We start from the raw sequence: 23,244 nt of genomic DNA, 5'->3' as shown, positions 1-23,244 counted from the left end.
AATCTAGTTCTAAGAGGGCCGGTTACACTACTAGCTCCGTATAATCCAAGTGTCCAAATGCAGATTATACATCATCGCTTCCCTAAAAAGCATGAATGATAAGAGGTGCTCTCCCCCCTTCCTCCACTCTATCTGCTTTCCTATACTACTTATGCTATGGTTTGCTCTAAAATGATAACATATATTGGTATTTCTGCAAGGGTGTTAAAATGTTGAAATATGTAGGAAAGAATATGCCCGTGTCGAAAGTCACGACGAACCACCTATTTTTCAACTTGTCCGCTTTTACCGGAACCTGTGGGCGCTATATCGCATATAGTGTCGCATAGAGGAGGTGACCGCCGTGTTGGAACTTCTGCTTCTTGTCATTGGATGTTATATAGCGGCTGCATTGTCGGTTCATCTGGCTTTTTGGATACGGCAAGGACGGAAGCGGGCGAGCAAGCATTATGTCCTTATAGCCGACCAGGATCAGCATAATATGGAATGGTATATGCGTTCTTTAATGACGTTCTCTCGCCAAACGGGCAATGAGGTGAAAGTCACGGTCGTTGATAATGGCGCAAGTGCAGAGACGCTTGCTATTGTTGATCGAATGGCTCGGAAAGGGAATAAGATTACCGTACACGAACTACCGGAAATATTGAAGCGAAGCCGCCATGACACCGGCCTGGAAACAGGTGTAACGATTGGAGAAAGCGATGCCAATCAGCTTATGTGGCAGCTGCAGGCTGAAGGCATATTGAAGGATGGTATCCAAGCCGTGCTGATCGATTTGCAAAATCCGGTTGATTTGTCCAAAATGCCGTTCTAGTATATACTACAATTAATATCGGTAAGGAAAGTGAAGCACACTTTGTAGCGCTTAATGCGCCTCGGGTGTGCTTTTTTTGCGTTCTTTGGTTTAGGGAAGACGGTAACGCACTAAGAAATACAATATGCGGGAGGCAAGGAAAAGATGCGGGCTTATGTGTATGTGATTTGCAAGATAGGTAAATGGAGCGCTTATACGACAATTGCACCGGCTATTGATCGGATGTATTGGCTTCACCATGCGATTGGTCAACGTATGGGGAGAGCGGGGGAAGCGGCGATGGAAGGTTGGCTTTGGCGGCAGCCGCTGCCGCTCGGAGATGCTTGCAGAGCGGCGGAGCTTTGGAATAGAGAGCAGGAGCGACGAGGAGGGAAGGGGAGTGAAGGCGAGGATGTGATTGGCGGGCTCGCCGCTTATGTGGCGCGAGCGTGTAGTGAGGGTGCCGGCGCGCGGCGGAGCATGCGCACCGGGAAGCGGCAGGGCGATAGCCTGCGCGGGGGCGCGGAGCGCTGGGAGCGAGCGGCGGTAGAGCGCGAGCTTTGGGGTGGCGCGGCAAGCGATAGCGGGGCTGCGCTGGAGGCGGTGGCCGCCGCCGCGAGGCAGGCTGCGGCGCTCTTGCAAGGGCGCGCGCTGCTGCGGGGCGAAGCGCAGGCGCTGCTTGAGGGCGCGGGCGTGCCCGGTGCGGACAGCGGCTGGAGCGATGTGCTCCAGCTGGCTGCTCTGCTCGGGCTCGTGCGCCTGCACGGTTCGGTTGCCGCAACTGCCGGCAACCGGACAAGCCTGCTGCGCCGGAGCCGGCGCGAACTTCGCTGCTTGCGCTGCGGCAGCGGAGAACCACAGATGCGCCGCACAACCTGCGCATCTTGCGGCAGAGCATGCGCTTATTGCTCAAGCTGCATCCAGATGGGTCGTAGCCGCGAATGCGAGCTGCTTATCCAAGGGCAACGAGGAAGGCAATTTCTCATTCCTGCAAGCAAGTTCTCGACTGTAGAGGAGAGGTTGTCCAAATGGGATCTAAGTCCTGCGCAAGCCGAGGCAACATCGAAGGCTCTTCGGTTTGCAGAGTCGCCCATGGAAGATAGGAAGTCGGCTCCATATGCAACGAGCATAATTAAGAGCTTTCTTCTATGGGCGGTTACAGGGGCCGGCAAGACGGAAATGATTTTCCCTCTAATCGAATCCATTTTGCTGCGCGGCGGCAAGGCGCTTATTGCAACACCTAGACGAGATGTCGTTATTGAACTGGATCCGCGTATTCGTAAGGCGTTTCCGACAGCGTCAGTTGTCACTCTATATGGAGGAAGCGAGCAAAGGTGGGAGCAAGGCGACATTACGCTGGCCACTACGCACCAATTGCTTCGTTTCCAGCAAAGCTTCGATCTGGTCATTATTGACGAGCTTGATGCTTTTCCTTTTGTCAATGACGATACGCTGCACTATGCGGCGGACAAGAGCTGCGCGCCGGGCGCAGTTAGAATGCTGCTGTCCGCTACGCCTCCTCTTGCCATGCAGCGGGATGCAAAACGCGGAGCGCTGCCTCATGCAAGAGTCCCGGTGCGCTATCACCGGCATCCGCTCCCCGTACCAAAGCTGCTTCGAACGGCAACGGTTGCTAGACTGCTACAGACAAGAAGACTCCCTCAATCGCTATTATCCGAGCTGCGCCGCTCCGTAGAGCGGGGAGCCCAGCTGTTCGTCTTTGTTCAGCGAATCGAGCAATCGGAACCGATGGCCGGCTTATTGCGATCACAGCTTTATTTGGCTGAGGTGGCAGCAACTTCCTCTCAGGACGATGAACGATCTGCAAAAGTGAAACAATTCCGCGAGGGAAAGATTCGAGTGCTTGTAACAACGACCATATTGGAGCGGGGCGTAACGATTCCGCGAAGCGATGTGTACATATTGGATGCGGACGGTAGGCTGTTCGATGAAGCATCGCTTGTCCAAATGGCTGGCCGGGCAGGCCGCTCAGCCGACGATCCCGCTGGACGTGTCTTTTTTTGCAGCAGCGAGCATAACCGTTCCCAAGCGAGAGCCGTAAGCCATATTAAGTCGATGAATCGCATGGCGCGCAAGCAAGGGTATTTACTGCCGAAAGCTACTAGCAAGGAGATAAGCCGATGAACGCAGCATCCATTATCCCTTGGCTGGGTAAACGGCTAAGTTCATTGACAGATAAAGCAGAGTGGTTGTCTCCACGTGCAGATACATGTGCAATTTGCCGAAAAGCTATCCAATCCGATAAGAGACAGCGCTCTAGCGCTCTGAAATTGCCATCCCAACTGAGACGTCAGTTATGCTCACCTTGCTTGTCCTCCATTCCATGGCTGACTCCCATCGTATGTCCAAGATGCGGCCGGGGCATCCGATGCGACGATTGCATTCGCGAACCGCAACGATCGTTCGTTTGCAACCGCAGTGCGGTGCAATATGATCATACGATGAAGGGGTGGCTGGCGCTCTATAAATATAGAGGAAATGAGGAGTTGGCTCCGCTACTCGGTTCAATGCTGCAGCCTGTCTTCGAGCAATTAACTCTCGCTCTTGGCGAAACCTTGAAGCGAGGAAGTGCAACGGCTTGCTGGGACGGTATTACTTATGTTCCTGTAAGCTCCGTGCGAGCAGAGGAGCGCGGTTTTAATCAAGCCGAGCAGCTTGCCGCCCATCTGGCTTTTCATTACCAGTTGCCATTGCTGGCGTTGCTTAACCGCGAGCGTCACACCGGGAAGCAGAGCTTCAAGTCGCGTTCGGAACGCATAAGCGATACGAAGAAGCTTTTTCGTACGGATGCAGGGTCGTTAGGAAGGTTGGAGCATATTTACACCAGTAAGACTGAGCGCACTGCTAGAACAAAGGCTAGAATTCTATTAATAGACGATATATATACAACCGGCAGTACGGCAGAGGCTTGTGCAGAGGCAATAATAGCTGGCTGTTCGGTACCTTTGGAGGTTTTTGTCCTCACATGGGCCCGATCGTAAGCATTTTTTTGAATTTCTAATGAAAACGTTGCCTCTATCCGTTAAACTAGGTATATAGTTTCGATAGAGAACGAAGAGGAGGGCTTATGGCGATGAATTTGGATAATTGTCCTCGTTGCGGAAAGCTTTTTGCCAAAGGAATCAGAGAGGTATGCAATGTATGTACAAGAGACATCGATAAAGAGTACGAGCTATGCGCAAACTACTTGCGTGAATTTAAAGGAGCTATCATTACGGAGTTGTCGGATGAAACCGGCGTTTCCATAAAGCAGATTACGAAGTTCATTCGCGAAGGCCGCATCTCTATGGTGAACGCACCGAATATGTCTTATCCATGCGAATCCTGCGGGACGCTTATCAGGGATGGGCATTTATGCGACAATTGCCGCAACAAGTTGGCGAAAGCTGCAAATGAAATGAAGGGTAATCTAGCCAAGAAAGATGAACCGAAGGGTTTCTCGTCGACCCAGGGCGCTTACCGTGGGCTCGATCGTTACAAGGACAGATAATTATAAATATAGTTGTATCTATAAAATATAACTTGACTGCGGCCGATAATACTTGTAAAGGTAATCGGCTTTTTTATTTTATGAGTATTATTTATAGGTTATATACTTATAAATAGGCTTATACCACATCACGGAACGACTACTATAGCCGTTTGCGTTAGTACGGATAAATAATGAGGTGAACAAGTTGAAGATAAATGAACCTAGTCGAATCGGCGCGCTTAACCCCTACCAGAAGCAAAATGAATCTCGCTTGAGCGAGACGAGCAAGACGAAGAAGAAGGACGAAGTGCAAATTTCGGCTGAGGCCAAAGAACTGGCAACCAGCCAAACGAGCAGCGCCGAGAGAGCGAAGCAGCTTGAACAGCTCAAGCAATCGGTGGCAACGGGAACCTATCATGTTGAAGCCGGCAAAATCGCCGAGAAGCTGTTGCCATACTTGAAGAACAATCAGTCGGAATAATGACGGAGGCGGACCCATATGTCGACAAATGCGATCGTTCAGTTGCTCCAGCAGCAGCATGAGCTATACGGACGTCTTCTCGAACTGGAGCAATGCAAGAAACCTTTTATTCTTGCCAACGACGTCGTTCAGTTGAACGTCGTTACGCAGAAGGAAAAGCTGCTCATCACGTCTGCTGATGAGCTCGAGAAGAAAAGAGTGTTCGAGACGGCGCGTTACTACAAGGATATGGGCTTCCGATTCCGCAGCGGCGTCATGACGGAGCTCATTAAGTCGGTCAGCAATGCCGAAGAGAAGCAGGAGCTCATCAAGATACAGCAGGAACTGGCGGGATTGCTCCAACAATTGAAGCAGGTGAACGATCTAAATCAGCAACTGATTCAACAGTCGCTTTCATTCATTAACTTCTCGATCGATCTTATGCAGGAGAACCCGACAGAGGATGTAACCTACCAGCATCCGATGGGACAGCAGTACCATAACAATAAACGGAATACTTGGTTCGATTCCAGAGCTTAACAAGGAGATGACACGATGAGATCAACCTTCCATTCGCTTGAGACGGCGAAGCGCGGCTTGTTCACGCAACAGGCAGCGATTAATACGGTAGGCCACAACATTTCAAATGCGAATACGGAGGGGTATTCCAGGCAGAAGGTCAATATGGTGGCGGCGCGGCCTATCGAAGCTTATGGCATGAACCGTTCCATCGCTCCAGGACAGCTTGGCACAGGTGTCGAGTTTACCTCGATTACGCGCATCCGGAACGCTTTCCTTGATGAACAGTATCGAGAGCAAAGTCAAAGTCTCGGAAGCTTATCGATCCAGTCGGATACGTTAAGCAAGCTGGAGGGTTATGTGAATGAACCTTCGGATACGGGAATTAGAACAGTACTTGAGAATTTCTGGAGCTCATGGTCGGATCTTAGCAAAGATCCAGAAAACGTAACCGGCCGCGAGATATTGCAGGAGAACGCGAAAGCTCTCGTCGAGACGTTCAATGAATTGAGCCGTCAATTGAGCGATCTGGATGCCGATCTAACGGAAAACGTTGATGTCAAGGTGACCGAGGCCAATTCATTGCTTCAGACAATCTCATCGCTGAATACGGAGATCAGACGTATTGAATCGTTAGGCGACGATGCGAACGATCTCCGCGACCAAAGGGATTTGATGACCGACAAGCTTTCAAAGATCGTCAATATCAACGTCGCCGATTCCGAGCTGGGCTATCAGATCACGATGGGCAACACGAACCTGGTGCAGGGCGGAACAATGACGTCGATTACATCCCAAGATGTTGAGACTGCCGTAGCGAACGGCACGCTTACCGGCGGCGAAATTCACGGGATGATCGTATCGCGAGATACCTACGTATCGGAGTTCCGGCAACAACTGGATACGCTCGCCAACACGCTGGCGAACGGAGAATTTCAGGTTACCGTCCCGGCAGGATGGGTGAAGCCCGGCACCACGGTTGCTACTACCGCTCCGGAGGTTGTCACTGTTCAAGGCATAAACGGCCTGCATAAGCTTGGTTATTCGTTGGGCTCTCCGGCTGAACAAGGCGAAGATTTCTTTACGTTCAAGCTTGGAGCCACGGGTATTACGGCAGCCAGTATAACGCTTAATCCGACGATTGCATCGGATGCTAACAAGATTGCCACATCCCTTCGCACTTCGACGGATGGAGCAGGCGTCACGACCGTAGTCAAAGGAAATAATGGACTTGCACTTCTTATGTCCGAACTGAAGGATGTGAAGGTATCCTTCGACGAGACGGCTATCGGAGGAGGCATTACCAGCGCCAAAATCGGCGACTTCTATGGCGCGATTGTCGGCGCGCTGGGCGTTCAAAGTCAGGAAATGAATCGGATTTACACGAATACGCAGACGCAGCTCGATCAAGTAGAAAGCAGCCGGCAATCGGTCAGCGGCGTCTCGCTCGACGAGGAAATGTCCGATCTGATCAAATATCAGTACGCATACAGCGCTTCAGCACGGTTTATGACCACTTTTGACCAGATGCTGGAGAAACTTATCAACGGCACTGGCGTGGTTGGCCGCTAATAGACTAGACGCATAGAAGGAGGTTTATGATATGTCACTTCGCGTTACGCAAGGCATGATGCATTTGAATATGATGCGCAATTTGAATCGTAATATGGGCCAAATGGCCAGCCTGCAGGAACAGACGGCGACGGGGCGCAAGCTGAACAAGCCTTCCGACGATCCGGTCGGCATTACCTATTCGGTCCGGTATCGCACGGAAATATCAGGAAATGAGCAGTATCAGAAAAATGTCGACTCCGCTATATCGTGGCTGGATTTCAACGATACGGTTCTGGGTCAAGCGAACGAGGTCTTGCAGCGTGTCAAGGAATTGGCGACTCAAGGCTCCAATGGCACCAATCCGGATATTGCGCTTGATAACGTCAAGAACGAGATCATCCAGTTGAAATCGCAATTGAAGGATATCGCAAACAGCCAGTTTAATGGCAAGTACGTATTTAATGGTGAGAAGTTTGACCAGATGCCATACGGTTCAGACCCAAAGGCAGACACTACCGATACGGGTGTTATCAACTATGCGATTGGCGTTAATTCGACGCTGGACATTAATTTGTCGGGCAATCAAGTATTTGGAGCTGATGACCCAGCGGGTACCGGCAACAATGTATTCTCTGTACTTGACCGCGTCATAGCCGCTTTGGATAATGGAACGCACTCGGCTGTTACCTCAGAAATTCCGAACATTGAAGCAAGTATGGATCGTTTAATTAATGCGAGATCGGAAATTGGTGCTCGTACGAACCGAGTAGAATTAGTGCAGAACCGTCTTGCGGACATGGAGATTAACTTGACGGATATGCAGTCAAAAACGGAAGATGCCGATTATGAAAAACTGCTGATCGATGCCCAAATCAACGAGAACATCTATCAAGCATCTCTGTCGGTCGGTGCGAAAATCGTCAGCAAATCGCTGGTTGACTTCTTAAGCTAGCTATGACGGTACCTCTTCCGCAAATACAGATCCAGTCCGTTCCAGGGAGAATCGGTATTCAGTCACAGAGCGGACAATATGACATCAGACAGAATTCGGCGACAATTGACGTTCAGACGTCCGACACGGTAATTGATATTAAGACGGAGCAGCCTGTCGTTATGATTGATATGACGAAGACGTGGGATGCGCTGACGGGCGGCAAGCCCGAAGCGTTTTGGAATCGCATCTATAGTTCTTACAAGGAGTGCGCGATCCGCTATATCCAGTCAAAGGTTCAAGAATATAATCAAATAGGCGACCTTACCGCAGGCGGGAACCCAGTCGCCGATGTGGCTAAGCAGTCGTTATCGCAACAGGATTTGAAGCTCAACGTATTCGGTCCCGCCTCTTACGACAACGTTGATTTTCAAGCCGTAATAACTAAGCCTGAAGTGAATGTTCAAGTCGGTCGAGCGGATATTAACGTGAAGGTGAATAAGCCGGATATTCAGTATAATAGAGGCAACGTAAAGGTATATATGGAACAGTATGCGTCGATAACGGTTACACCGCCAATTATTGACTTGACCCATTAATAACGTCATAATTTGTTAAAGCTATATAATCGACCTCGATTCTATAGCTTTTTGTTTTAATTAACCATTTTATGGAGCGTGAATCATTTGATTATACAAACCACTCGTTTCGGAGAGCTGGAAGGCAGCGAAGAAGAAGTTATTACGTTTAATGGTGGAATACCGGGATTTAAATCCAACAAAAGCTACATCGTTGTAGAAATGGAAGAAGGGCCGTTTAAATTTCTACAGTCGATTGATGAAGCGGGGCTTTCCTTTATTATCGTATCGCCCTTTGACTTTTTTAAGGAGTACGAGTTCGAATTGTCCGAACAGCTGAAATCCGATCTGGCCATCGAGACAGAGCAGCAGGTAGCCGTGTACAGTATCGTAAGTATCAGGGATGAGCTGGTGAACGCGACCGTGAATCTGACAGCGCCTATCATTATTAATAAAGACAGTCGAACGGCGGTTCAGTATATAATATCGAACGATAACTATTCCATCCGTCAGCCGTTATTCTCGGAATTGCTCGTCGCGGCAGGGAAAGGGGACTAACGATGCTCGTATTGACACGCAAGAAAAATGAATCGATCTTAATCGGGGACGATATTGAGATCAGCATACTGGAAATATCGAGCGACGGCGTTAAGATCGGAATTGCCGCCCCGAGGGAAATCGGTATTCTGCGCAAGGAGCTGTACGTCTCGATTGAAGACATGAACTTGAAATCACTGCAATCGGCAATCAGCAAGGACGATCTGAAAAACCAGTTCAGCCAAATAAAAAAAGATTAAAAATGCTATAAACTATTTTGTTTGCCTGTCGATATAAGTAATATAGCTGATCAAGGGCGGCCGACCTGACTCAGCAATCCACATGGATGTGGATATCAACTACTTATTTCAGGGAGGAAATAACAATGCGTATTAATCACAACATCACTGCATTGAACACGCACCGTAACATGGGTCTTAACAACGTTTCTGCTGGCAAATCGATGGAGAAACTATCTTCCGGTCTTCGCATCAACCGCGCTGCTGACGATGCTGCAGGTCTTGCTGTTTCCGAGAAAATGCGCGGACAAATCCGCGGTCTTGAAATGGCTCAACGCAACGTTCAAGACGGTATCTCCTTCGTACAAACTGCTGAGGGCGCAATGAACGAAGTTAGCTCCATGCTTAGCCGTATTAAAGAGCTTGTTGTTCAAAAAGCTAACGGCACATACTCGACTTCCGACAAATCGAACATCGACTTGGAGCTTACTGAGCTGACTTCCCAAATCGACGAAATCATGACTTCGACGACGTTCAACGGAATCAAAATCAACACTTCCGYTGGCGTTAACATCCAATCGGATGACAGCAAACAACAAATCCTTATCTCCGGTATCGCACAATCGGGCTTCGTAGGCAAAGCAAGCACATTCAAAGCTTCCGCTACGACTGGCGCGCTTTCCGCTATCGAAGATGCAATCAAAGCAGTATCGACGCAACGTGCTACGCTGGGTGCTAAACAAAACCGTCTTGAGTACACTTCGAACAACTTGGGTACTACGGTTGAGAACCTTACAGCTTCCGAGTCCCGTATCCGTGACACGGATATGGCGAGCGAAATGGTTAAGCTTACGAAGGACAACATCCTTCTTCAAGCTTCCCAAGCTATGTTGGCTCAAGCGAACTCGCAGCCACAAGGCGTACTGTCCTTGCTCCGTTAATTTATTCCGCAATAATAGAGAAAGGAGATCTTGGAATAGCCAAGGTCTCCTTTCTCTATTTAAACACATAGATCACGCTAGTTAATTTGCACTAACAATCTCGATCGTACGATCCGATAATAAAAATAAGGAAATTAAATTGTGAGGTGGCCATGCGATGATTAATTTATCATCTAGCAACACCGCGCCAGGCTATACATCAATCCAGAACTTAGGCACCGGAGCCGGAAAAGATATACAGACAAAAGCAGTAGAACCGACGCAAACGAGCGAGATCAAGAAGAGTGAAAGCCCGGTATCCAAGCAAAAGCTTGAGGAAAGCCTGGACCGTATTCTTAAGGCCATTCAGGGCCCCGATACAACGATTGAAAGATCCATTCATGATGGCACCAAACAAGTCGTTTATAAAGTGAAAGACAAAACAAGCGGCGAGGTCATCCGTCAATTTCCCGAGGAAAAGCTGCTGGATGCCGCTGCCAAGATCATAGAGCTCACAGGCATTATGATTGACGAAAAGGTTTAGAAAGGAGTGTTGCACCGATGAGATTAACCGGTTTGGCATCGGGTCTGGATGTAGACTCCATGGTAAAAGAGCTTATGAAAGCTCGTCAAACAACTTACAATAATATGGTGAAAAAGAGGACGCTCTCGGAATGGAAGCAGGAAGATTTTCGTTCGGCGAGCACTAAAATCGTTGATTTTAGAAACAATAAGCTTTCCTCTTACACGCTATCGAACGCAATCAGCGCTAAGACATCGCAAGTAAGCGGCGATACCAATGCGCTTACCGTTAACTCAACCAACTCTACGGCAGCGGGGACATTGTCCGTCTCGGTTACTTCGGTAGCGACGGCTGCAACCGATCTTTATACCTTCGCAGACCCGTCGATGAGTCTGAAAGACCTGGGTTTTGCTGCTGGGACAGGAACGCCTGCCGGTCAAGTTGACATTACGATTAACGGGAAAACGTTATACGTGGATGAAGAGAGCACACTAGACGGATTGGCTAAGTTCATAAACCAAAATAGCGGCACTTTCAAAGCTGTTGCCGTCTATGATGGTGCAGGCAAGCTTTCCTTATCTGCTACACAGACTGGTGCTTCCACACTTAGCGATGTCAATTTCCCTGCTCCAAAGACCCAAATCACGGCTGGTAACGATGCAAGCGTTACGGTAAACGGGATCACGTATGGACCGCAGGCGAGCAACCGTTTCAATATTAACGGGGTCGACTTTACGGTTAAGGCAATGACGCAGACCTTAGCACCGGCTAATATTACTGCCGTGCAGGATACGAGCAAAATTGTCGAGACCATTAAGGCCTTCGTTGCTGACTATAACTCGCTGATTGGATCTCTGAATTCCGAATTGTCCGAGGCCAAGTTCCGCAATTTCGCTCCGTTAAGCAGCGAAGAGAAAGCGGAAATGAACGAGGACGACATAAAGACCTGGCAGGACAAAGCCAGAAGCGGAGCGCTGAAGAATGACAGTACGCTGAGCAGATATGTGTCGGACTTGCGTCTAACGGCAACATCGCTTGTGGCAGGCATAAAAGATGGGGACGGGAAGAGTCTTTCTATTGGCATTACGACAGGCAGTTATTCGGAGAAAGGCAAGCTCGTATTGGACGAGACTGCGCTCCGTAATGCGCTTGAATCGAATCCAAGCGAAGTGACCGATCTATTCTCGAATAACACAACAGGCGTATTTCGGAAAATGACGAACGCGTCTATGGATGCCTTGACCGAATTATCCAAGAAGGCAGGCACATCGCTTACAAGTACCGATCTTTCGTCGTCGTTTCTAGTCAATTCCACGTTGAGCCAAGAGATCAACCAGATGAAGATAAGGGAATCGGCGATKGTCACGAAGCTTAATCGACTCGAGACACAGTATTATAAACAGTTTACGGCCATGGAAACAGCAATTAATCGTTTCAATTCGCAATCAGGCTCTCTATCCAGCTTTATGTAGTTCATAAGGAGTGTGTACGATGATAAATTCACCATATCAAATCTATCAGCAATCTTCCGTTCAGACAGCCAATGGTGAAAAACTGACTATCATGCTGTATGAAGGGGCAATACGTTTTACGAAAATAGCTATCGAAGCCGTCCAAGGTCGTAAGTATGAGGTAGCCAATAACAATTTTATTAAGGCGCAGGCGATTATTAATGAATTGATCGCTTCCCTTAATTTTGACTATCCCATATCCAATGACTTGCTAAGAATCTATGAGTATATGCTGCATTGCCTTATTCAGTCGAACGTAAGAAAGGATGCCGAAATGGCCGAAGAGGTCATTTCTCATCTGCAAAGCTTGCTGGAAGCATGGAAGCAGCTGTCTAACGGCGGTGCTGGTCGTTCGCAGTCCGCTGCGGATACGGTTTGATATGGTGGAAGATCTTGTACGGCTGATGGAATTAACGATAGATACGGCCAACAATATCGAACAAGTCTTCGAAGAGCAGCTGGATACGCTTCTTTCGTTGCGTGATCAGGTCATTTTGCAGCTACGGCAATCCGAAAGTCTCACGCAAGCGGATAAAGATGCGATAATAGAGCTCAGCCATTACGAGGAAACCATTGTAGGCCGTATGGACTTTTTGAAAGAAGAGGCATCGCGGGAGCTGACGAGGCTCAGAAATTCGCAGATGAATAAGAGCAAATACGATCAGGTGATGGCTGCGGAAAGCTACTTTATAGATCGTAAAGAATAGTAGGAACGAGAAACTGCTGGGTTATTATACCTGGCAGTTTTTCTTATGAAACGGAATGCAATTGCCGATATACAACTATACCACTTCTACATACAAAGGACGGTTGGCGATGCATAACGAGATCGATTCAATCTTCGAGATCATAGAGGAAATTAAAGCTTTTTTACCGCGTCTACACAAAGCTAGCGATTCTGTATCCGAACTGTTTTACGACCAGATGAATCCGGAATCCTGGGAAGTATTCAGCCAGGTAGTAGCAGGCATCGATGATTTGTATCAAACCTTGAATGCCGCGAGTAACGGCTTGTTGGATTACGGAGTCGACTACGGGTTGCAAAATATTTTGAAGCAAGCCGCATCGGCCATAGAGATTCGCTTTGCCCAATTGAACATACAGCTTGATCTGAATCGTCATCTCGCGGTAGGCGATATCATTCGATATGAGTTTATGCCGCTTATCGAAGAGCTCTACAATGATCTTGGCGAAGAAGGGGACGCGATGGAAGCCAGATTTGCGAGCAATTTGCAGATCATGTCAGCCGCACATCCGAAAATAGGGCAAAGGCTTGCGACGCTGAAGCGGGATATGGCTCATTATCAACTGGTTCGTGCCAAGAACGGTGCAGCAAATTTACATATTAAACAACAGTCCGGCGGTTCCGCCTTCTTGTACAGCGAATACAATCCCGACTATGAAGTCGGCCGGTGGGTCGAGACCGTACTAGGCAAAGTAGAGGGCAATCAACATATAATCGTATACGGCTTTGGATTGGGCCACCATCTCTTAGAGCTTTCCAAACATATGAAAGACGTAAAATACTATGTAGTAGAACCGGACGAGCAGGTGCTGCTGGCCGCCATGCTTACGCTGGACCTACAGGCGTTTTTTGAATCCGTAAAGATCGAGCGGATCGTTCTGGGACAAGAAAAAAACATAATCGAAGAGATTATGAAAGACTTCTTCGCCGTTAACGGAAGCAAGGTAACGAATATTGAAATTCCTCTCTATAATCAGCTCTATTACAACGAGAAGTTAAAGCTGCGGGAGTTCATTCAGCAAGCGACGTTTTCTTATCTAATTAATCTAAGCACAATGAATGCGTTAGGTCTGCAGCACGCTAAAAATATATTGTTCAACACGGCGGTTAATCTCGATACGAGGCCGATCACGAATTTAAAAGACACGATGATCGGCGCTTCTGCAATTGTCGTAGGTGCAGGACCTTCTTTGGAGAAGGATATCGAGCTGTTAAAGATGCTGAAATCCCGCTGTGTCATTATAGCGGCAGGCTCCTCCATACAATCACTGCAGCATTACGGTATTGAGCCGCATATCGTGGTATCCATGGATGGCGGAGAGGCAAATTACAGGGCGTTCAAAGACATAAAGCTTCAAAATGCATTATTCGTTTATAATCCGCAAATCGAGTATCGGATCGTGGAGCCTAGAAACGATAATTACATGCATGCATTTTTCACAAGCGATTCCATTACTCACTACCTGATGGGGGCGGCTCATCCCTTCCATTCCAATTTTTCCGTGACGGGGACAGCTATTCAAGTAGCAGCCTATTTAGGGTGCCAAGAGATTATATTAACCGGTCAAGACCTTTCGTATCCGACGGAAAGCATGTATGCCGCAGGTGCTCAGCATATCGAATTACAGGAGCTGGAAGCTACGGTCGGCAAGGCCAATGAGCTTGTAGACAATGTTCAGGGCGGCAAAAATCGAACGAATATGAAGATGCAGGTCACGCTGGCCAATATCGAAGAGGAAATCAAAAGAACGAAGAACGTCCGTTTCATCAATGCAAGCCGCTTAGGAGCGAGAATCGAACATACCGAATTCGAGCCGATGGAGCGCATATGGGAACGCATGAGCACGGATGACAGCTCGATAAAGCGCATAGAGCAAGCTTTGAGCAGTAAAGGCGCCTTATACGAGTCGTCTAAGAAAGCCGAAATCGAAGACAGATTGAAACATCTGCCACAATTGATTAACGACGTGGAATCGGAGCTGAAAAAAGTAAAGAGAAAACTGAACCAGCTGCTTGAGCTAAGCCGCACTAACCCTGATAAATGCTTGAATTCCATGGCTGCGATTGAGGATCATTGGGGGATCATTGTTAAGAGCAAGCCATTCGAAGTGCTGTATGTATATGTGGTCGGGGCAGACGTGCATAAGCTTGACCGAAAGCTGCCCGAATTGACCGAGGAAAGAAATATTCAGAAGAAGGCAGAATTGTTCGTGGCTGTATTGGGTCCTCTGATCGATAAGTTTTCGGAAGTCAACAAAGAGCTGCTTTCCTATATCGATGAGGCCATCGTACGAGTCGATCGGTTGAGAACCACACAGTAGTAAACTGGATATTATTACTAGAAGCCCGTCGGCAATTTTCTGACGGGCTTTATTATATTATGAAGCTGGCAGTCCGATATATAGAGTAGGCAGCGAAAGGGCGTGCGGAACCATGAACCGGCAAATGAGCGACATTAACTTGACTATAGATGCAATAAAGGAGTTTTTACCGAAGCTAGTCGCAGCAGCCTCTGACCTTGCTGACCGAATGTATGGTCGACTCGATGATCAATCTTGGATGCAAGTCTCAGATGTCGTTGAAGGAATAGACGATTTGTACAAAACGTTGTCGGGTCTGAACGAAGACCTGGGTAGCATGGATCCCGGCCATCCGGGGCAGAAGCATATTAAGCAGGCAATCGATGCCATCAAGGATGCGTTTCGGATCATGAACGATTATATGGACCGAGAAGATTATGCAGGAGCAGGCGATATTATTATATATGAGTTAAATCCGGTTTTTGACCAACTGTTCGTCGATCTTGGGCCGGGCTCGAGCAAGCTTCAAGAACAGTTTGCATCGAATATGAATTATATTCGGAGGAAGCAGCCCTCCATTTATGCCCAGATTAGCGGAGTCACAAGGGACTGGAAAAAGTACCGCATTACGAACAGTAATAACGGAAGCCCGAATCTTTGCGTAGCGTTGTCAGAAGGCGAAGGAGTATTTTTGCACAGCCGCTATAATCCCGGTTACGAAGCTTCAAAATGGGTCGGCTCTCTGGCTGTTAACGAGACGGAAGCTACGAGCGTTTTCTTCTATGGTTTTGGATTAGGATATCAGGTCGTGCAATACGCTGAGCTATATCCGCAGTTCCGATTATATATATATGAACCGAATGTGCAAATCTTTATGGCCGCGATGGAAGTGTTTGATTTCGTATCTTTATTTGAAAGTAATGCCGGCATCAACTTCGTTTTGGGAACCGATAGAAAGCAAAAGGAGCAAATGTTTTATCATTTTGCAAGATATATGAAAGGAGAGCCGCACTTGTTTGCTCTCCCTAAGTACGATCGCATTGAAAAAAATGATTTGGATCACTTTTATAATGAAGCGGCAGCAGCCGTTTCAAACTTCAATAGCTCTATTAAGATGACCGAAATGTTCGGAACGGAATGGGTTCGCAATAGCTTGTACAATCTCCAAGCCACACTGCATTCGCCTTCGTTATCAGGATTGAAAAATAAGTTTGAGGGGAAGACCGCCATCATTATCGGTGCAGGTCCTTCGCTGGAACTGGATGTTGAGTGGCTGCATAAGCTCAAAAAACACGCTATTCTAATTGCTGCGGGTTCTGCCATTCAATCCTTGCTCCATTATGGAATTACTCCTCATTTAATCGTCTCTATCGACGGAGGGGAACCGAACTACAATGTGTTTAAAAACATTAATATTGAAGATATACCTCTTGTCTTTGCGCCTATGATCAACTATCAGATTATCGACCGAAATCATGGAAATCTTATTCATCTCTTTTTGGATAACGATAGTACGATGGATCACTTTCTGGAGGTGAAGCAGGAAGAGCCGCGCTTCCTCTCGACGTATTCCGTAACGGGGACAGCCGTGCAAGCGGCGATATTTATGGGATGCCACACCATTGTTTTTACAGGCCAGGATTTGTCCTATCCGGATAATACGATGTATGCGGCGGGAGCTCGGCATAAAACCGATGACGAAATGAAAGAAGTTGTTAATCGTGCGGATCTGTTTGTCGAGAATGTGCAAGGGGGAAGGAACCGGATCAGCCCCGGCATGGGACAAACGCTTGCCAATATAGAAGCTCTGCTGGAACAATTCTCCGATATTCGATTTGTGAATGCTTCGAGCAAAGGGGCGAAAATAAAGCATACGATCTATCAGCCAATGAGCCAAGTCTATCAAAGCTTGGAACGAGAGCTAGTCGATGACGCATTCGTCAAGAATGAAATTGCCGAACTCAATGCATACAATGAAACCCGTATTTCGTATATTAATGATAAAATTAAGAGACTGCCGATGGAGATGGATCTGTTCGAAGAACGGCTAGCTAAGCTAGAACGGCAGCTTAAGCAGTTGCCGGAATGGAGCAGGAGAAAGCCGTCCAAGTGCTTGAGCGCCTTTCAGGAAATAGATTCTGATTGGAAAGCTATGCTAAGGAGCGATCCGTTTCAAGGATTATATTTGAAAGTAAGCAGAAACGAACTGCTAGAATTCGAAAGAGACTTGCCGGTATTTGCAGGGGAGTCAAATCTCATTAAAAAAGCGGATTTTGCCATTAAGATTATGTTGCCTCTCATACAATCCATGCTTGGTAAAGCATCTCAATTTAAGGGTATTGTTAGTGAAACGCTTTATCGTTTAGAAGGCAGCAAGGCTAGCACACACTCTTAGGGGGAATATGGATGCAAGGATATTTCAAAGATAAAAAAGTATTGATCATCGGCGGTACAGGAACGATCGGGCAATCTCTCGTCTCAACGATATTGCAGGAACAGCCGCAGGTTGTGCGTATTTTCAGCCGGGATGAATACAAACAATTCGAGATGCAGCAAACGCTGAGAGACCATTCCAACGTTCGGTTTTTAATCGGCGATATTAGGGATTACACGAGAGTTCGCCGAGCTATGCAGGATATCGACTATGTATTTCACGTTGCTGCAATGAAGCATRTACCGGCGTGCGAATATAATCCTTTCGAAGCGGTGCAGACAAACATTATTGGAACCCAGAACGTCATTCAAGCTTCTATCGACAGCGGTGTGCAGAAGACGGTGTTTACGAGCACGGACAAAGCAATATCGCCTTCCAATACATATGGAGCCTCTAAGTTAATGGCAGAGAGGCTCATTTCCGCAGCCCAATATTACGGGGGAGCGGGAAAAACGAAATTTGCGGCCGTTCGATTTGGCAACGTCATGGGCTCGAGAGGTTCCGTGATTCCTTTATTCCAAAAACAAATTGTCGGGCAACGAAACATCACATTAACGGACTCCAGAATGAGCAGGTTTATGATGTCTCTTAAGCAAGCGACGGAGCTCACGATCCGAGCGATGACGATGGCCCAAGGCGGAGAAGTATTCATTCTGAAGATGCCGGTTATCATGCTGCAGGAGTTAGCGGAAGTCGTCATTGAAGAAACCTGCAAAGCGCAGCAAATATCCTCTTCAGAAGTAAGCATCGAGGAAATCGGCATTCGGCCGGGCGAGAAATTGTTTGAAGAATTAATGACGGAGGATGAGTCGGTTAACGCGCTTGAGTTTTCGGATATGTTCGTTATTCCCAACCAGTATATTGGCAAGCGCGATTACGAAAACGCCCAGCCTGCGCCGATAAAGAGCTATGCGTCCAATAACGCGTCAATCGTCAGCAAAGAAGAAATTCGACATATGTTAATTCAAAATCAATTGATTAAATCAAATTACGAAATGGTGATGAGCTAGAATGAGGACAGTCGCTATCGTTCAAGCCAGATTGGGTTCAACCCGATTGCCRAGCAAGGTGCTCATGCCGCTTATGGATAAAACGGTGCTGGAACATGTCGTTGATCGCTTGCGCAAGGTGCYGTTGATCGATGAAGTCGTTATTGCGACTACAATTAAACCGAGTGACGATGCCATCATAACAGAGGCGGAAAGAATCGAAGCAGCGTGGTATCGAGGCAGCGAAGAAAACGTATTATCCCGTTATTATGAGGCGGCTAAACAATATAATGCCGATATCGTCATTCGGATTACGTCGGATTGCCCGGTAATTGATCCTGAGGTGACTAACGAAACGATCCGTTTCTTTATGGACCGTAAAGTTGACTACGCCAGCAATACGATCGAGAGGACTTTCCCGCGTGGCTTGGATACCGAAGTGTTTACGATGGAAGGACTAGAGCTTGCTTATCAAGAGGCGCATTCGGCCGATCATTTTGAACATGTAACGCCGTATTTTTATCAAAATCCGAGTCGGTTTAAACTTGCTTATTACACCGGGGACGCGGATTACTCGCATTATCGCTGGACGTTGGACACGGAAGAGGATTACAGACACTTAACGGAAATATACAATCATCTGTACACTGCCGGCGATACCTTTCATTGGAGCGAAGCGATAAAATTAATGAAACGGTATCCTGCRTTGGTGGATATTAATAAGCATATCGAACAGAAAAAACTTAACCCATTAATATAGCAACTAGAATAGGATAGCCAAATCAATTAAGGGGATTGATTCGATTGTCATTCGTCAAGTATGGGAAAAAAAGCAATGATATACTGGATATCAAACAGGACTTTTTTGATAAGGATCAGGAACTTTTAATAGAAAATTTGCGGCAAGCTGAGATTTATAAGCAACAACCGCGAAGATCAGTTTGTAAAAACTGCAAGCATCCTTTTGGGAATGCGTTTTTCGTCAAACATGATATAGAATATTATCTTTGTGAACGATGCAATCATTTGAACGGTGGATATGAGGATACGCAGGCTTTTGTGGAACAGCTTTACGTAAGTCCGGAAAGCGATTACGCTAAATACTACAGAGCCGTTGAAGATAAGCAATATTTAGAAAGAGTAAGCAAGGTTTACAACCCTAAGGTGAAATTTCTATTGGATTGTTTGGTCGAAGACGGTCGTAACGCTAATGAAATGTCGTATTGCGACATTGGCTCCGGGAGCGGACATTTTGTATATTCGCTAAAAAAAGAATTCGGGTTAGACGATGTTCGAGGATACGAAGTGTCCGAGGAACAGGTAAGGCTAGCAAATACGATGTTGGGCGAATCGTTAGTCGAGAAAAACGATATGCAAGATATTCTTCGCATCGTACAGGATACGGAATCCGAAGTACTGACGATGATAGGAGTGCTGGAGCATCTCGTAAATCCTAGAGAGTTTTTGGCAGAAGTGAAAAAGAATGATCATATCGAGTACTTCTATTTATCTTTGCCTTTATTTTCGATAAGCGTGTATTTTGAGCTTGTTAATCAAAATCACTTTAATCGTTTGTTGTCAGGCGGTCATACCCAGTGGTTTTGTGAAGAATATGGATTCGATCTTATCGGAAAATGGAGTTTCGGAGCGGATGCAATCGACTTGTATCGGTTTATGCTCAATGAACTGCATACCAGTTGCAGTGCTTCAGCGTTAGATCTATTTAAAGGCATGTTTTCAGAAGAGATTGATGCGATTCAACTTCTGTTCGACAAAAAAGACTTTTCTTCCGAGACGCATATCCTATTGAAAAAAAGAAAAGATGAGTGAGGTTCATGATGAGGTTATTGCTTTTTGGGGCTTCAGGCATGCTTGGACAAGCGCTGAATAATGAGGCCAAATTGCGAGATTACGAGGTCATAACTGTTTCTCGTCAACATGGCGAACGCAGAGTGGATATAACGGATGACGATTCCATTCGACAAATTATTTATGATGTCAGACCTGATCTTATCATTAATGCCGCGGCATCGGTTAATTTGAAAGAATGCACTGACGATCCCGGGTATGCTTATGCGGTGAATGCGCGCAGCGTGGACATAATGGCCAAAACGGCGCGTGTAGTCGATAGTTACTTCGTACATATTTCGACAGATCATTATTTTACGGGGCATGGTTCTGAAAAACATAACGAGACAAGTCAAGTGGATCTGGTTAATGAATACGCACGGACCAAATATGCCGGAGAGACGTTTGCATTAACAAATCCAATGTCCTTGGTCGTGCGGACAAATATTGTAGGCTTTAGAGGCTGCCAGCAATCGCAGACCTTTGTCGAGTGGGTGATTGACTCCCTGCAGAAGCAGCGCAAGATTACGATGTTTAAAGATTATTTCACTTCAAGCATAGATGTTAGAAATTTTTCTGCCATTCTCTTTGATCTGATTGCTACTAAAGCAGCCGGGGTATGGAACATAGCAAGCAGCGAGGTCTCATCTAAGAAAACATTTATCGAGGCGTTAGCGACATCGCTTGAGTACCGTTTGGACGAGGTGGAAGAAGGCAGCGTTGTACAAATTAAAGACGGAATTGAGAGAGCGGAAAGCTTGGGGCTGGACGTATCCAGAGCAGAAAGCAAAGTAGGGTACACATTTCCTGATTTGCAAGGCGTGATATCGTCTCTCAAAAATGAATTTATAGAAAAGAGGCATGCTGGCCATGAATAAAACTATCCGAATAAACGAATTCGAGATCGGACGCGATCTGCCGGCTTACTTCATAGCGGATATAGCCTCGAACCATGACGGGGATTTGGAACGGGCGAAGGAATTGATTTGGATTGCGAAGGAAGCGGGAGCGGATGCGGCGAAGTTCCAGCATTTCGAAGCGAGTAAAATCGTAAGCGCGGTAGGTTTCGAGAATCTAAAAGTAGGACATCAATCCGCATGGGAAAAAAGCGTGTTTGACGTATATAAGCAATACGAGTGCAATCGCGACTGGACAGCCGAGCTTGTTCGTACAGCGAAGGAAGCGCAAATCGACTTCATGACAACTCCGTACGATTATGAAGCTATCGAGTTATTGGAACAACATGTGCCGGCTTTTAAAATCGGTTCCGGCGATATTACCTGGATTTCGCTTATTGAGAAAATCGCACAATGTAATAAGCCGATATTAATCGCGACAGGTGCATCTTCTTTAGAAGACGTAGACCGCGCTATGGAGGCAATAAGACCATATAACGATCAAATTGTGCTTATGCAATGCAATACGAATTACACAGGGGATCTTGGCAATCTTAAGCATGTTAACCTGCGAGTGCTTCAAATGTATGCGCAGCGCTATCCGGATGCGATTCTCGGTTTGTCCGATCATACGCCCGGCCATGCAACGGTACTTGGGGCCATCGCTTACGGAGCGAGGGTAATCGAGAAACATCTCACGGACGACAATGATCGTAAAGGTCCGGATCATCTGTTCTCCATGAATCCTGTTACATGGAGGGAGATGGTTGACCGAAGCAGAGAGCTGGAGGCTGCTTTGGGCGACGGCGTAAAAAGGATTGAGGACAACGAGCAGGAAACGTCCGTCGTTCAACGCCGCTGCCTTCGGTTGACGAGGGACATCGCTTCGGGCGAAACGATTAATAAAGCGGACCTGGAAGAGCTTCGTCCGGCGCCTGGAGGTTCTTTGGCTCCTTACCAAGCTGCTCAAGTGATCGGCAGGAAGATATCCGTATCGAAAAAGCAAGGGGAAGCCTTGTACCTGACGGATGTGGTGATCTAACATGTTGGATGGTCAAGTAGTTGGTTTAAGAGCGATAGAGCGAGAAGACCTGAATCAATTGATGGCTTGGAGAAATAAGCCTCAATTTCGCAGATACTTCCGCGAATATAGGGAACTGAATAGCGACAACCAGAATCAATGGTACGAGAAGTTTGTTCTTTCGGATCGAAATACGGTCATGTTCGCTATTACAGAACTGTCTACCGGACGATTGCTAGGCGCCTGCGGATTATGTTATATCGATTGGGTCAATAGAAGCGCGGATTTCTCGATTTATATCGGAGCGGATGAGCTATACATTGATGAGATATATGCGGATGATGCAGCCAAAGTGATGATGGCCTATGGCTTCGATGAGCTTGGACTACATCGTTTGTGGGGTGAAATCTACGAATTTGATGTTCCCAAACAGAAGTTTTTCGGAAGAATAGGCTTTAAAGAAGACGGCAGGCTGAGAGATACTCATTGGGCAGAAGGAATTTGGCACGCATCGATTTATTACAGCTGTTTGATAAACGAGTATAACAATAGAGGAAAAGGTGATTAGGCATGAACATTTTACTTACAGGCGGAGCGGGTTTTATCGGAAGATGGGTGACTAAGCAATTGCTTGCCGACGGGCACTCCGTATGGGCGCTTGACGATCTTTCCAATGGACGCGAACAAAACATTGCGGAGTTTCGTGAGCATCCGAACTTCAAAGCCTTTATTAAAGGATCGATCCTTGACGAACAATTGCTTGAATCCTTATTCAACAATTATGCATTCGACATCTGCTATCATCTTGGAGCTTCTATTAACGTTCAGGATTCGATAGACGATCCGCGTACGACTTTTAATAACGATACAATCGGGACCTTTTATATTATGGAACAATGCCGTAAGCATAATGTCAAAGTCGTATTTATGAGCACTTGCATGGTATACGACCG

The 23,244-nt window shown here is 46.9% G+C and carries 25 protein-coding genes and 1 riboswitch; all 25 genes read left to right on the top strand.

The features are described 5' to 3' along the window. Positions 1–7 precede the first annotated feature (7 nt). Positions 8–89: riboswitch (cyclic di-GMP riboswitch) on the bottom strand. A 254-nt stretch (positions 90–343) separates the two neighbouring features. Further along, the gene (locus AB4Z33_RS08155) at positions 344–814 is read left to right on the top strand and encodes a hypothetical protein (RefSeq protein ID WP_442049451.1); all 471 of its coding nucleotides are present in this window, start codon (positions 344–346) and stop codon (positions 812–814) included. 144 nt (positions 815–958) lie between these two features. After that, positions 959–2,938: a DEAD/DEAH box helicase gene (locus AB4Z33_RS08150; protein ID WP_442049450.1), complete on the top strand. Its 1,980-nt coding sequence runs from the start codon at positions 959–961 to the stop codon at positions 2,936–2,938. A gap of 299 nt (positions 2,939–3,237) precedes the next feature. Continuing rightward, positions 3,238–3,795: a ComF family protein gene (locus AB4Z33_RS08145; RefSeq protein WP_442049449.1), complete on the top strand. Its 558-nt coding sequence runs from the start codon at positions 3,238–3,240 to the stop codon at positions 3,793–3,795. 92 nt (positions 3,796–3,887) lie between these two features. Then, positions 3,888–4,304, top strand: a complete 417-nt coding sequence (locus AB4Z33_RS08140) for a TIGR03826 family flagellar region protein (protein WP_442049448.1) — start codon at positions 3,888–3,890, stop codon at positions 4,302–4,304. A 187-nt stretch (positions 4,305–4,491) separates the two neighbouring features. Then, entirely contained in the window at positions 4,492–4,767 is a 276-nt protein-coding gene (gene flgM / locus AB4Z33_RS08135) for a flagellar biosynthesis anti-sigma factor FlgM (protein ID WP_442049447.1), read from the top strand. Between the two features lie 18 nt (positions 4,768–4,785). Continuing rightward, positions 4,786–5,286 (top strand): flagellar protein FlgN, encoded by a 501-nt coding sequence (locus AB4Z33_RS08130; RefSeq protein WP_442049446.1) that lies wholly within the window; start codon positions 4,786–4,788, stop codon positions 5,284–5,286. A 15-nt stretch (positions 5,287–5,301) separates the two neighbouring features. After that, positions 5,302–6,837 carry a flagellar hook-associated protein FlgK gene (gene flgK, locus AB4Z33_RS08125; protein ID WP_442049445.1) on the top strand — a complete coding sequence of 512 codons (1,536 nt, stop codon included), beginning with the start codon at positions 5,302–5,304 and terminating at the stop codon, positions 6,835–6,837. A 31-nt stretch (positions 6,838–6,868) separates the two neighbouring features. Continuing rightward, positions 6,869–7,771 (top strand): flagellar hook-associated protein FlgL, encoded by a 903-nt coding sequence (gene flgL, locus AB4Z33_RS08120; protein WP_442049444.1) that lies wholly within the window; start codon positions 6,869–6,871, stop codon positions 7,769–7,771. 2 nt (positions 7,772–7,773) lie between these two features. Continuing rightward, on the top strand, positions 7,774–8,349 hold the full coding sequence (locus AB4Z33_RS08115; RefSeq protein WP_442049443.1) for a DUF6470 family protein: 576 nt from the start codon (positions 7,774–7,776) through the stop codon (positions 8,347–8,349). An 87-nt stretch (positions 8,350–8,436) separates the two neighbouring features. After that, positions 8,437–8,886, top strand: coding sequence for a flagellar assembly protein FliW (gene fliW, locus AB4Z33_RS08110; protein ID WP_442049442.1), 450 nt, complete (start codon positions 8,437–8,439; stop codon positions 8,884–8,886). A gap of 2 nt (positions 8,887–8,888) precedes the next feature. Next, on the top strand, positions 8,889–9,125 hold the full coding sequence (gene csrA / locus AB4Z33_RS08105; RefSeq protein WP_442049441.1) for a carbon storage regulator CsrA: 237 nt from the start codon (positions 8,889–8,891) through the stop codon (positions 9,123–9,125). 125 nt (positions 9,126–9,250) lie between these two features. Continuing rightward, positions 9,251–10,045 carry a flagellin N-terminal helical domain-containing protein gene (locus tag AB4Z33_RS08100; protein WP_442049440.1) on the top strand — a complete coding sequence of 265 codons (795 nt, stop codon included), beginning with the start codon at positions 9,251–9,253 and terminating at the stop codon, positions 10,043–10,045. 157 nt (positions 10,046–10,202) lie between these two features. Next, positions 10,203–10,568, top strand: coding sequence for a flagellar protein FlaG (locus tag AB4Z33_RS08095; RefSeq protein WP_442049439.1), 366 nt, complete (start codon positions 10,203–10,205; stop codon positions 10,566–10,568). 17 nt (positions 10,569–10,585) lie between these two features. Next, positions 10,586–12,019: a flagellar filament capping protein FliD gene (gene fliD / locus AB4Z33_RS08090; protein ID WP_442049438.1), complete on the top strand. Its 1,434-nt coding sequence runs from the start codon at positions 10,586–10,588 to the stop codon at positions 12,017–12,019. A gap of 19 nt (positions 12,020–12,038) precedes the next feature. Further along, on the top strand, positions 12,039–12,437 hold the full coding sequence (gene fliS / locus AB4Z33_RS08085) for a flagellar export chaperone FliS (RefSeq protein WP_442049437.1): 399 nt from the start codon (positions 12,039–12,041) through the stop codon (positions 12,435–12,437). A gap of 1 nt (position 12,438) precedes the next feature. Then, entirely contained in the window at positions 12,439–12,765 is a 327-nt protein-coding gene (locus AB4Z33_RS08080) for a hypothetical protein (protein ID WP_442049436.1), read from the top strand. A 55-nt stretch (positions 12,766–12,820) separates the two neighbouring features. Further along, positions 12,821–15,124 (top strand): motility associated factor glycosyltransferase family protein, encoded by a 2,304-nt coding sequence (locus AB4Z33_RS08075; RefSeq protein ID WP_442049435.1) that lies wholly within the window; start codon positions 12,821–12,823, stop codon positions 15,122–15,124. A 646-nt stretch (positions 15,125–15,770) separates the two neighbouring features. Further along, complete coding sequence (locus tag AB4Z33_RS08070) at positions 15,771–17,498, top strand: motility associated factor glycosyltransferase family protein (protein WP_442049434.1); 1,728 nt, start codon at positions 15,771–15,773, stop codon at positions 17,496–17,498. 11 nt (positions 17,499–17,509) lie between these two features. Then, a complete protein-coding gene (locus tag AB4Z33_RS08065; protein ID WP_442049433.1) occupies positions 17,510–18,547 on the top strand; it encodes an SDR family NAD(P)-dependent oxidoreductase in 1,038 nt (345 codons plus the stop codon). A gap of 1 nt (position 18,548) precedes the next feature. Further along, positions 18,549–19,286: a cytidylyltransferase domain-containing protein gene (locus tag AB4Z33_RS08060; RefSeq protein ID WP_442049432.1), complete on the top strand. Its 738-nt coding sequence runs from the start codon at positions 18,549–18,551 to the stop codon at positions 19,284–19,286. A gap of 44 nt (positions 19,287–19,330) precedes the next feature. Continuing rightward, positions 19,331–20,356: a class I SAM-dependent methyltransferase gene (locus AB4Z33_RS08055; protein ID WP_442049431.1), complete on the top strand. Its 1,026-nt coding sequence runs from the start codon at positions 19,331–19,333 to the stop codon at positions 20,354–20,356. Positions 20,357–20,361: 5 nt separating this feature from the next. Continuing rightward, entirely contained in the window at positions 20,362–21,252 is an 891-nt protein-coding gene (locus AB4Z33_RS08050) for an SDR family oxidoreductase (RefSeq protein ID WP_442049430.1), read from the top strand. Next, positions 21,245–22,312: an N-acetylneuraminate synthase family protein gene (locus tag AB4Z33_RS08045; RefSeq protein ID WP_442049429.1), complete on the top strand. Its 1,068-nt coding sequence runs from the start codon at positions 21,245–21,247 to the stop codon at positions 22,310–22,312. The genes AB4Z33_RS08050 and AB4Z33_RS08045 overlap by 8 nt, the downstream gene beginning before the upstream one ends. Position 22,313: 1 nt before the next feature. After that, the gene (locus AB4Z33_RS08040) at positions 22,314–22,859 is read left to right on the top strand and encodes a GNAT family N-acetyltransferase (RefSeq protein WP_442049428.1); all 546 of its coding nucleotides are present in this window, start codon (positions 22,314–22,316) and stop codon (positions 22,857–22,859) included. A gap of 2 nt (positions 22,860–22,861) precedes the next feature. Continuing rightward, positions 22,862–23,244, top strand: a 383-nt coding sequence (locus AB4Z33_RS08035; protein WP_442049427.1) for a GDP-mannose 4,6-dehydratase, incomplete at its 3' end; no start/stop codon positions are given.

It is taken from the genome of Paenibacillus sp. 2TAB19, assembly GCF_052115185.1.
GTDB lineage: Bacteria > Bacillota > Bacilli > Paenibacillales > Paenibacillaceae > Pristimantibacillus.
The sequence above is the reverse complement of the archived record's forward strand: the minus strand, read 5'-3'. Positions and strand labels throughout refer to the sequence as shown.

Bases quoted from the DNA above. Each gene is read 5' to 3' on its own strand.
- AB4Z33_RS08150 (WP_442049450.1), top strand. From the start codon at position 959: ATGCGGGCTTATGTGTATGTGATTTGCAAGATAGGTAAATGGAGCGCT.
- AB4Z33_RS08140 (WP_442049448.1), top strand. From the start codon at position 3,888: ATGAATTTGGATAATTGTCCTCGTTGCGGAAAGCTTTTTGCCAAAGGA.
- AB4Z33_RS08130 (WP_442049446.1), top strand. From the start codon at position 4,786: ATGTCGACAAATGCGATCGTTCAGTTGCTCCAGCAGCAGCATGAGCTA.
- flgK (WP_442049445.1), top strand. From the start codon at position 5,302: ATGAGATCAACCTTCCATTCGCTTGAGACGGCGAAGCGCGGCTTGTTC.
- flgL (WP_442049444.1), top strand. From the start codon at position 6,869: ATGTCACTTCGCGTTACGCAAGGCATGATGCATTTGAATATGATGCGC.
- AB4Z33_RS08115 (WP_442049443.1), top strand. From the start codon at position 7,774: ATGACGGTACCTCTTCCGCAAATACAGATCCAGTCCGTTCCAGGGAGA.
- csrA (WP_442049441.1), top strand. From the start codon at position 8,889: ATGCTCGTATTGACACGCAAGAAAAATGAATCGATCTTAATCGGGGAC.
- AB4Z33_RS08095 (WP_442049439.1), top strand. From the start codon at position 10,203: ATGATTAATTTATCATCTAGCAACACCGCGCCAGGCTATACATCAATC.
- fliS (WP_442049437.1), top strand. From the start codon at position 12,039: ATGATAAATTCACCATATCAAATCTATCAGCAATCTTCCGTTCAGACA.
- AB4Z33_RS08080 (WP_442049436.1), top strand. From the start codon at position 12,439: ATGGTGGAAGATCTTGTACGGCTGATGGAATTAACGATAGATACGGCC.
- AB4Z33_RS08075 (WP_442049435.1), top strand. From the start codon at position 12,821: ATGCAATTGCCGATATACAACTATACCACTTCTACATACAAAGGACGG.
- AB4Z33_RS08050 (WP_442049430.1), top strand. From the start codon at position 20,362: ATGATGAGGTTATTGCTTTTTGGGGCTTCAGGCATGCTTGGACAAGCG.
- AB4Z33_RS08045 (WP_442049429.1), top strand. From the start codon at position 21,245: ATGAATAAAACTATCCGAATAAACGAATTCGAGATCGGACGCGATCTG.
- AB4Z33_RS08040 (WP_442049428.1), top strand. From the start codon at position 22,314: ATGTTGGATGGTCAAGTAGTTGGTTTAAGAGCGATAGAGCGAGAAGAC.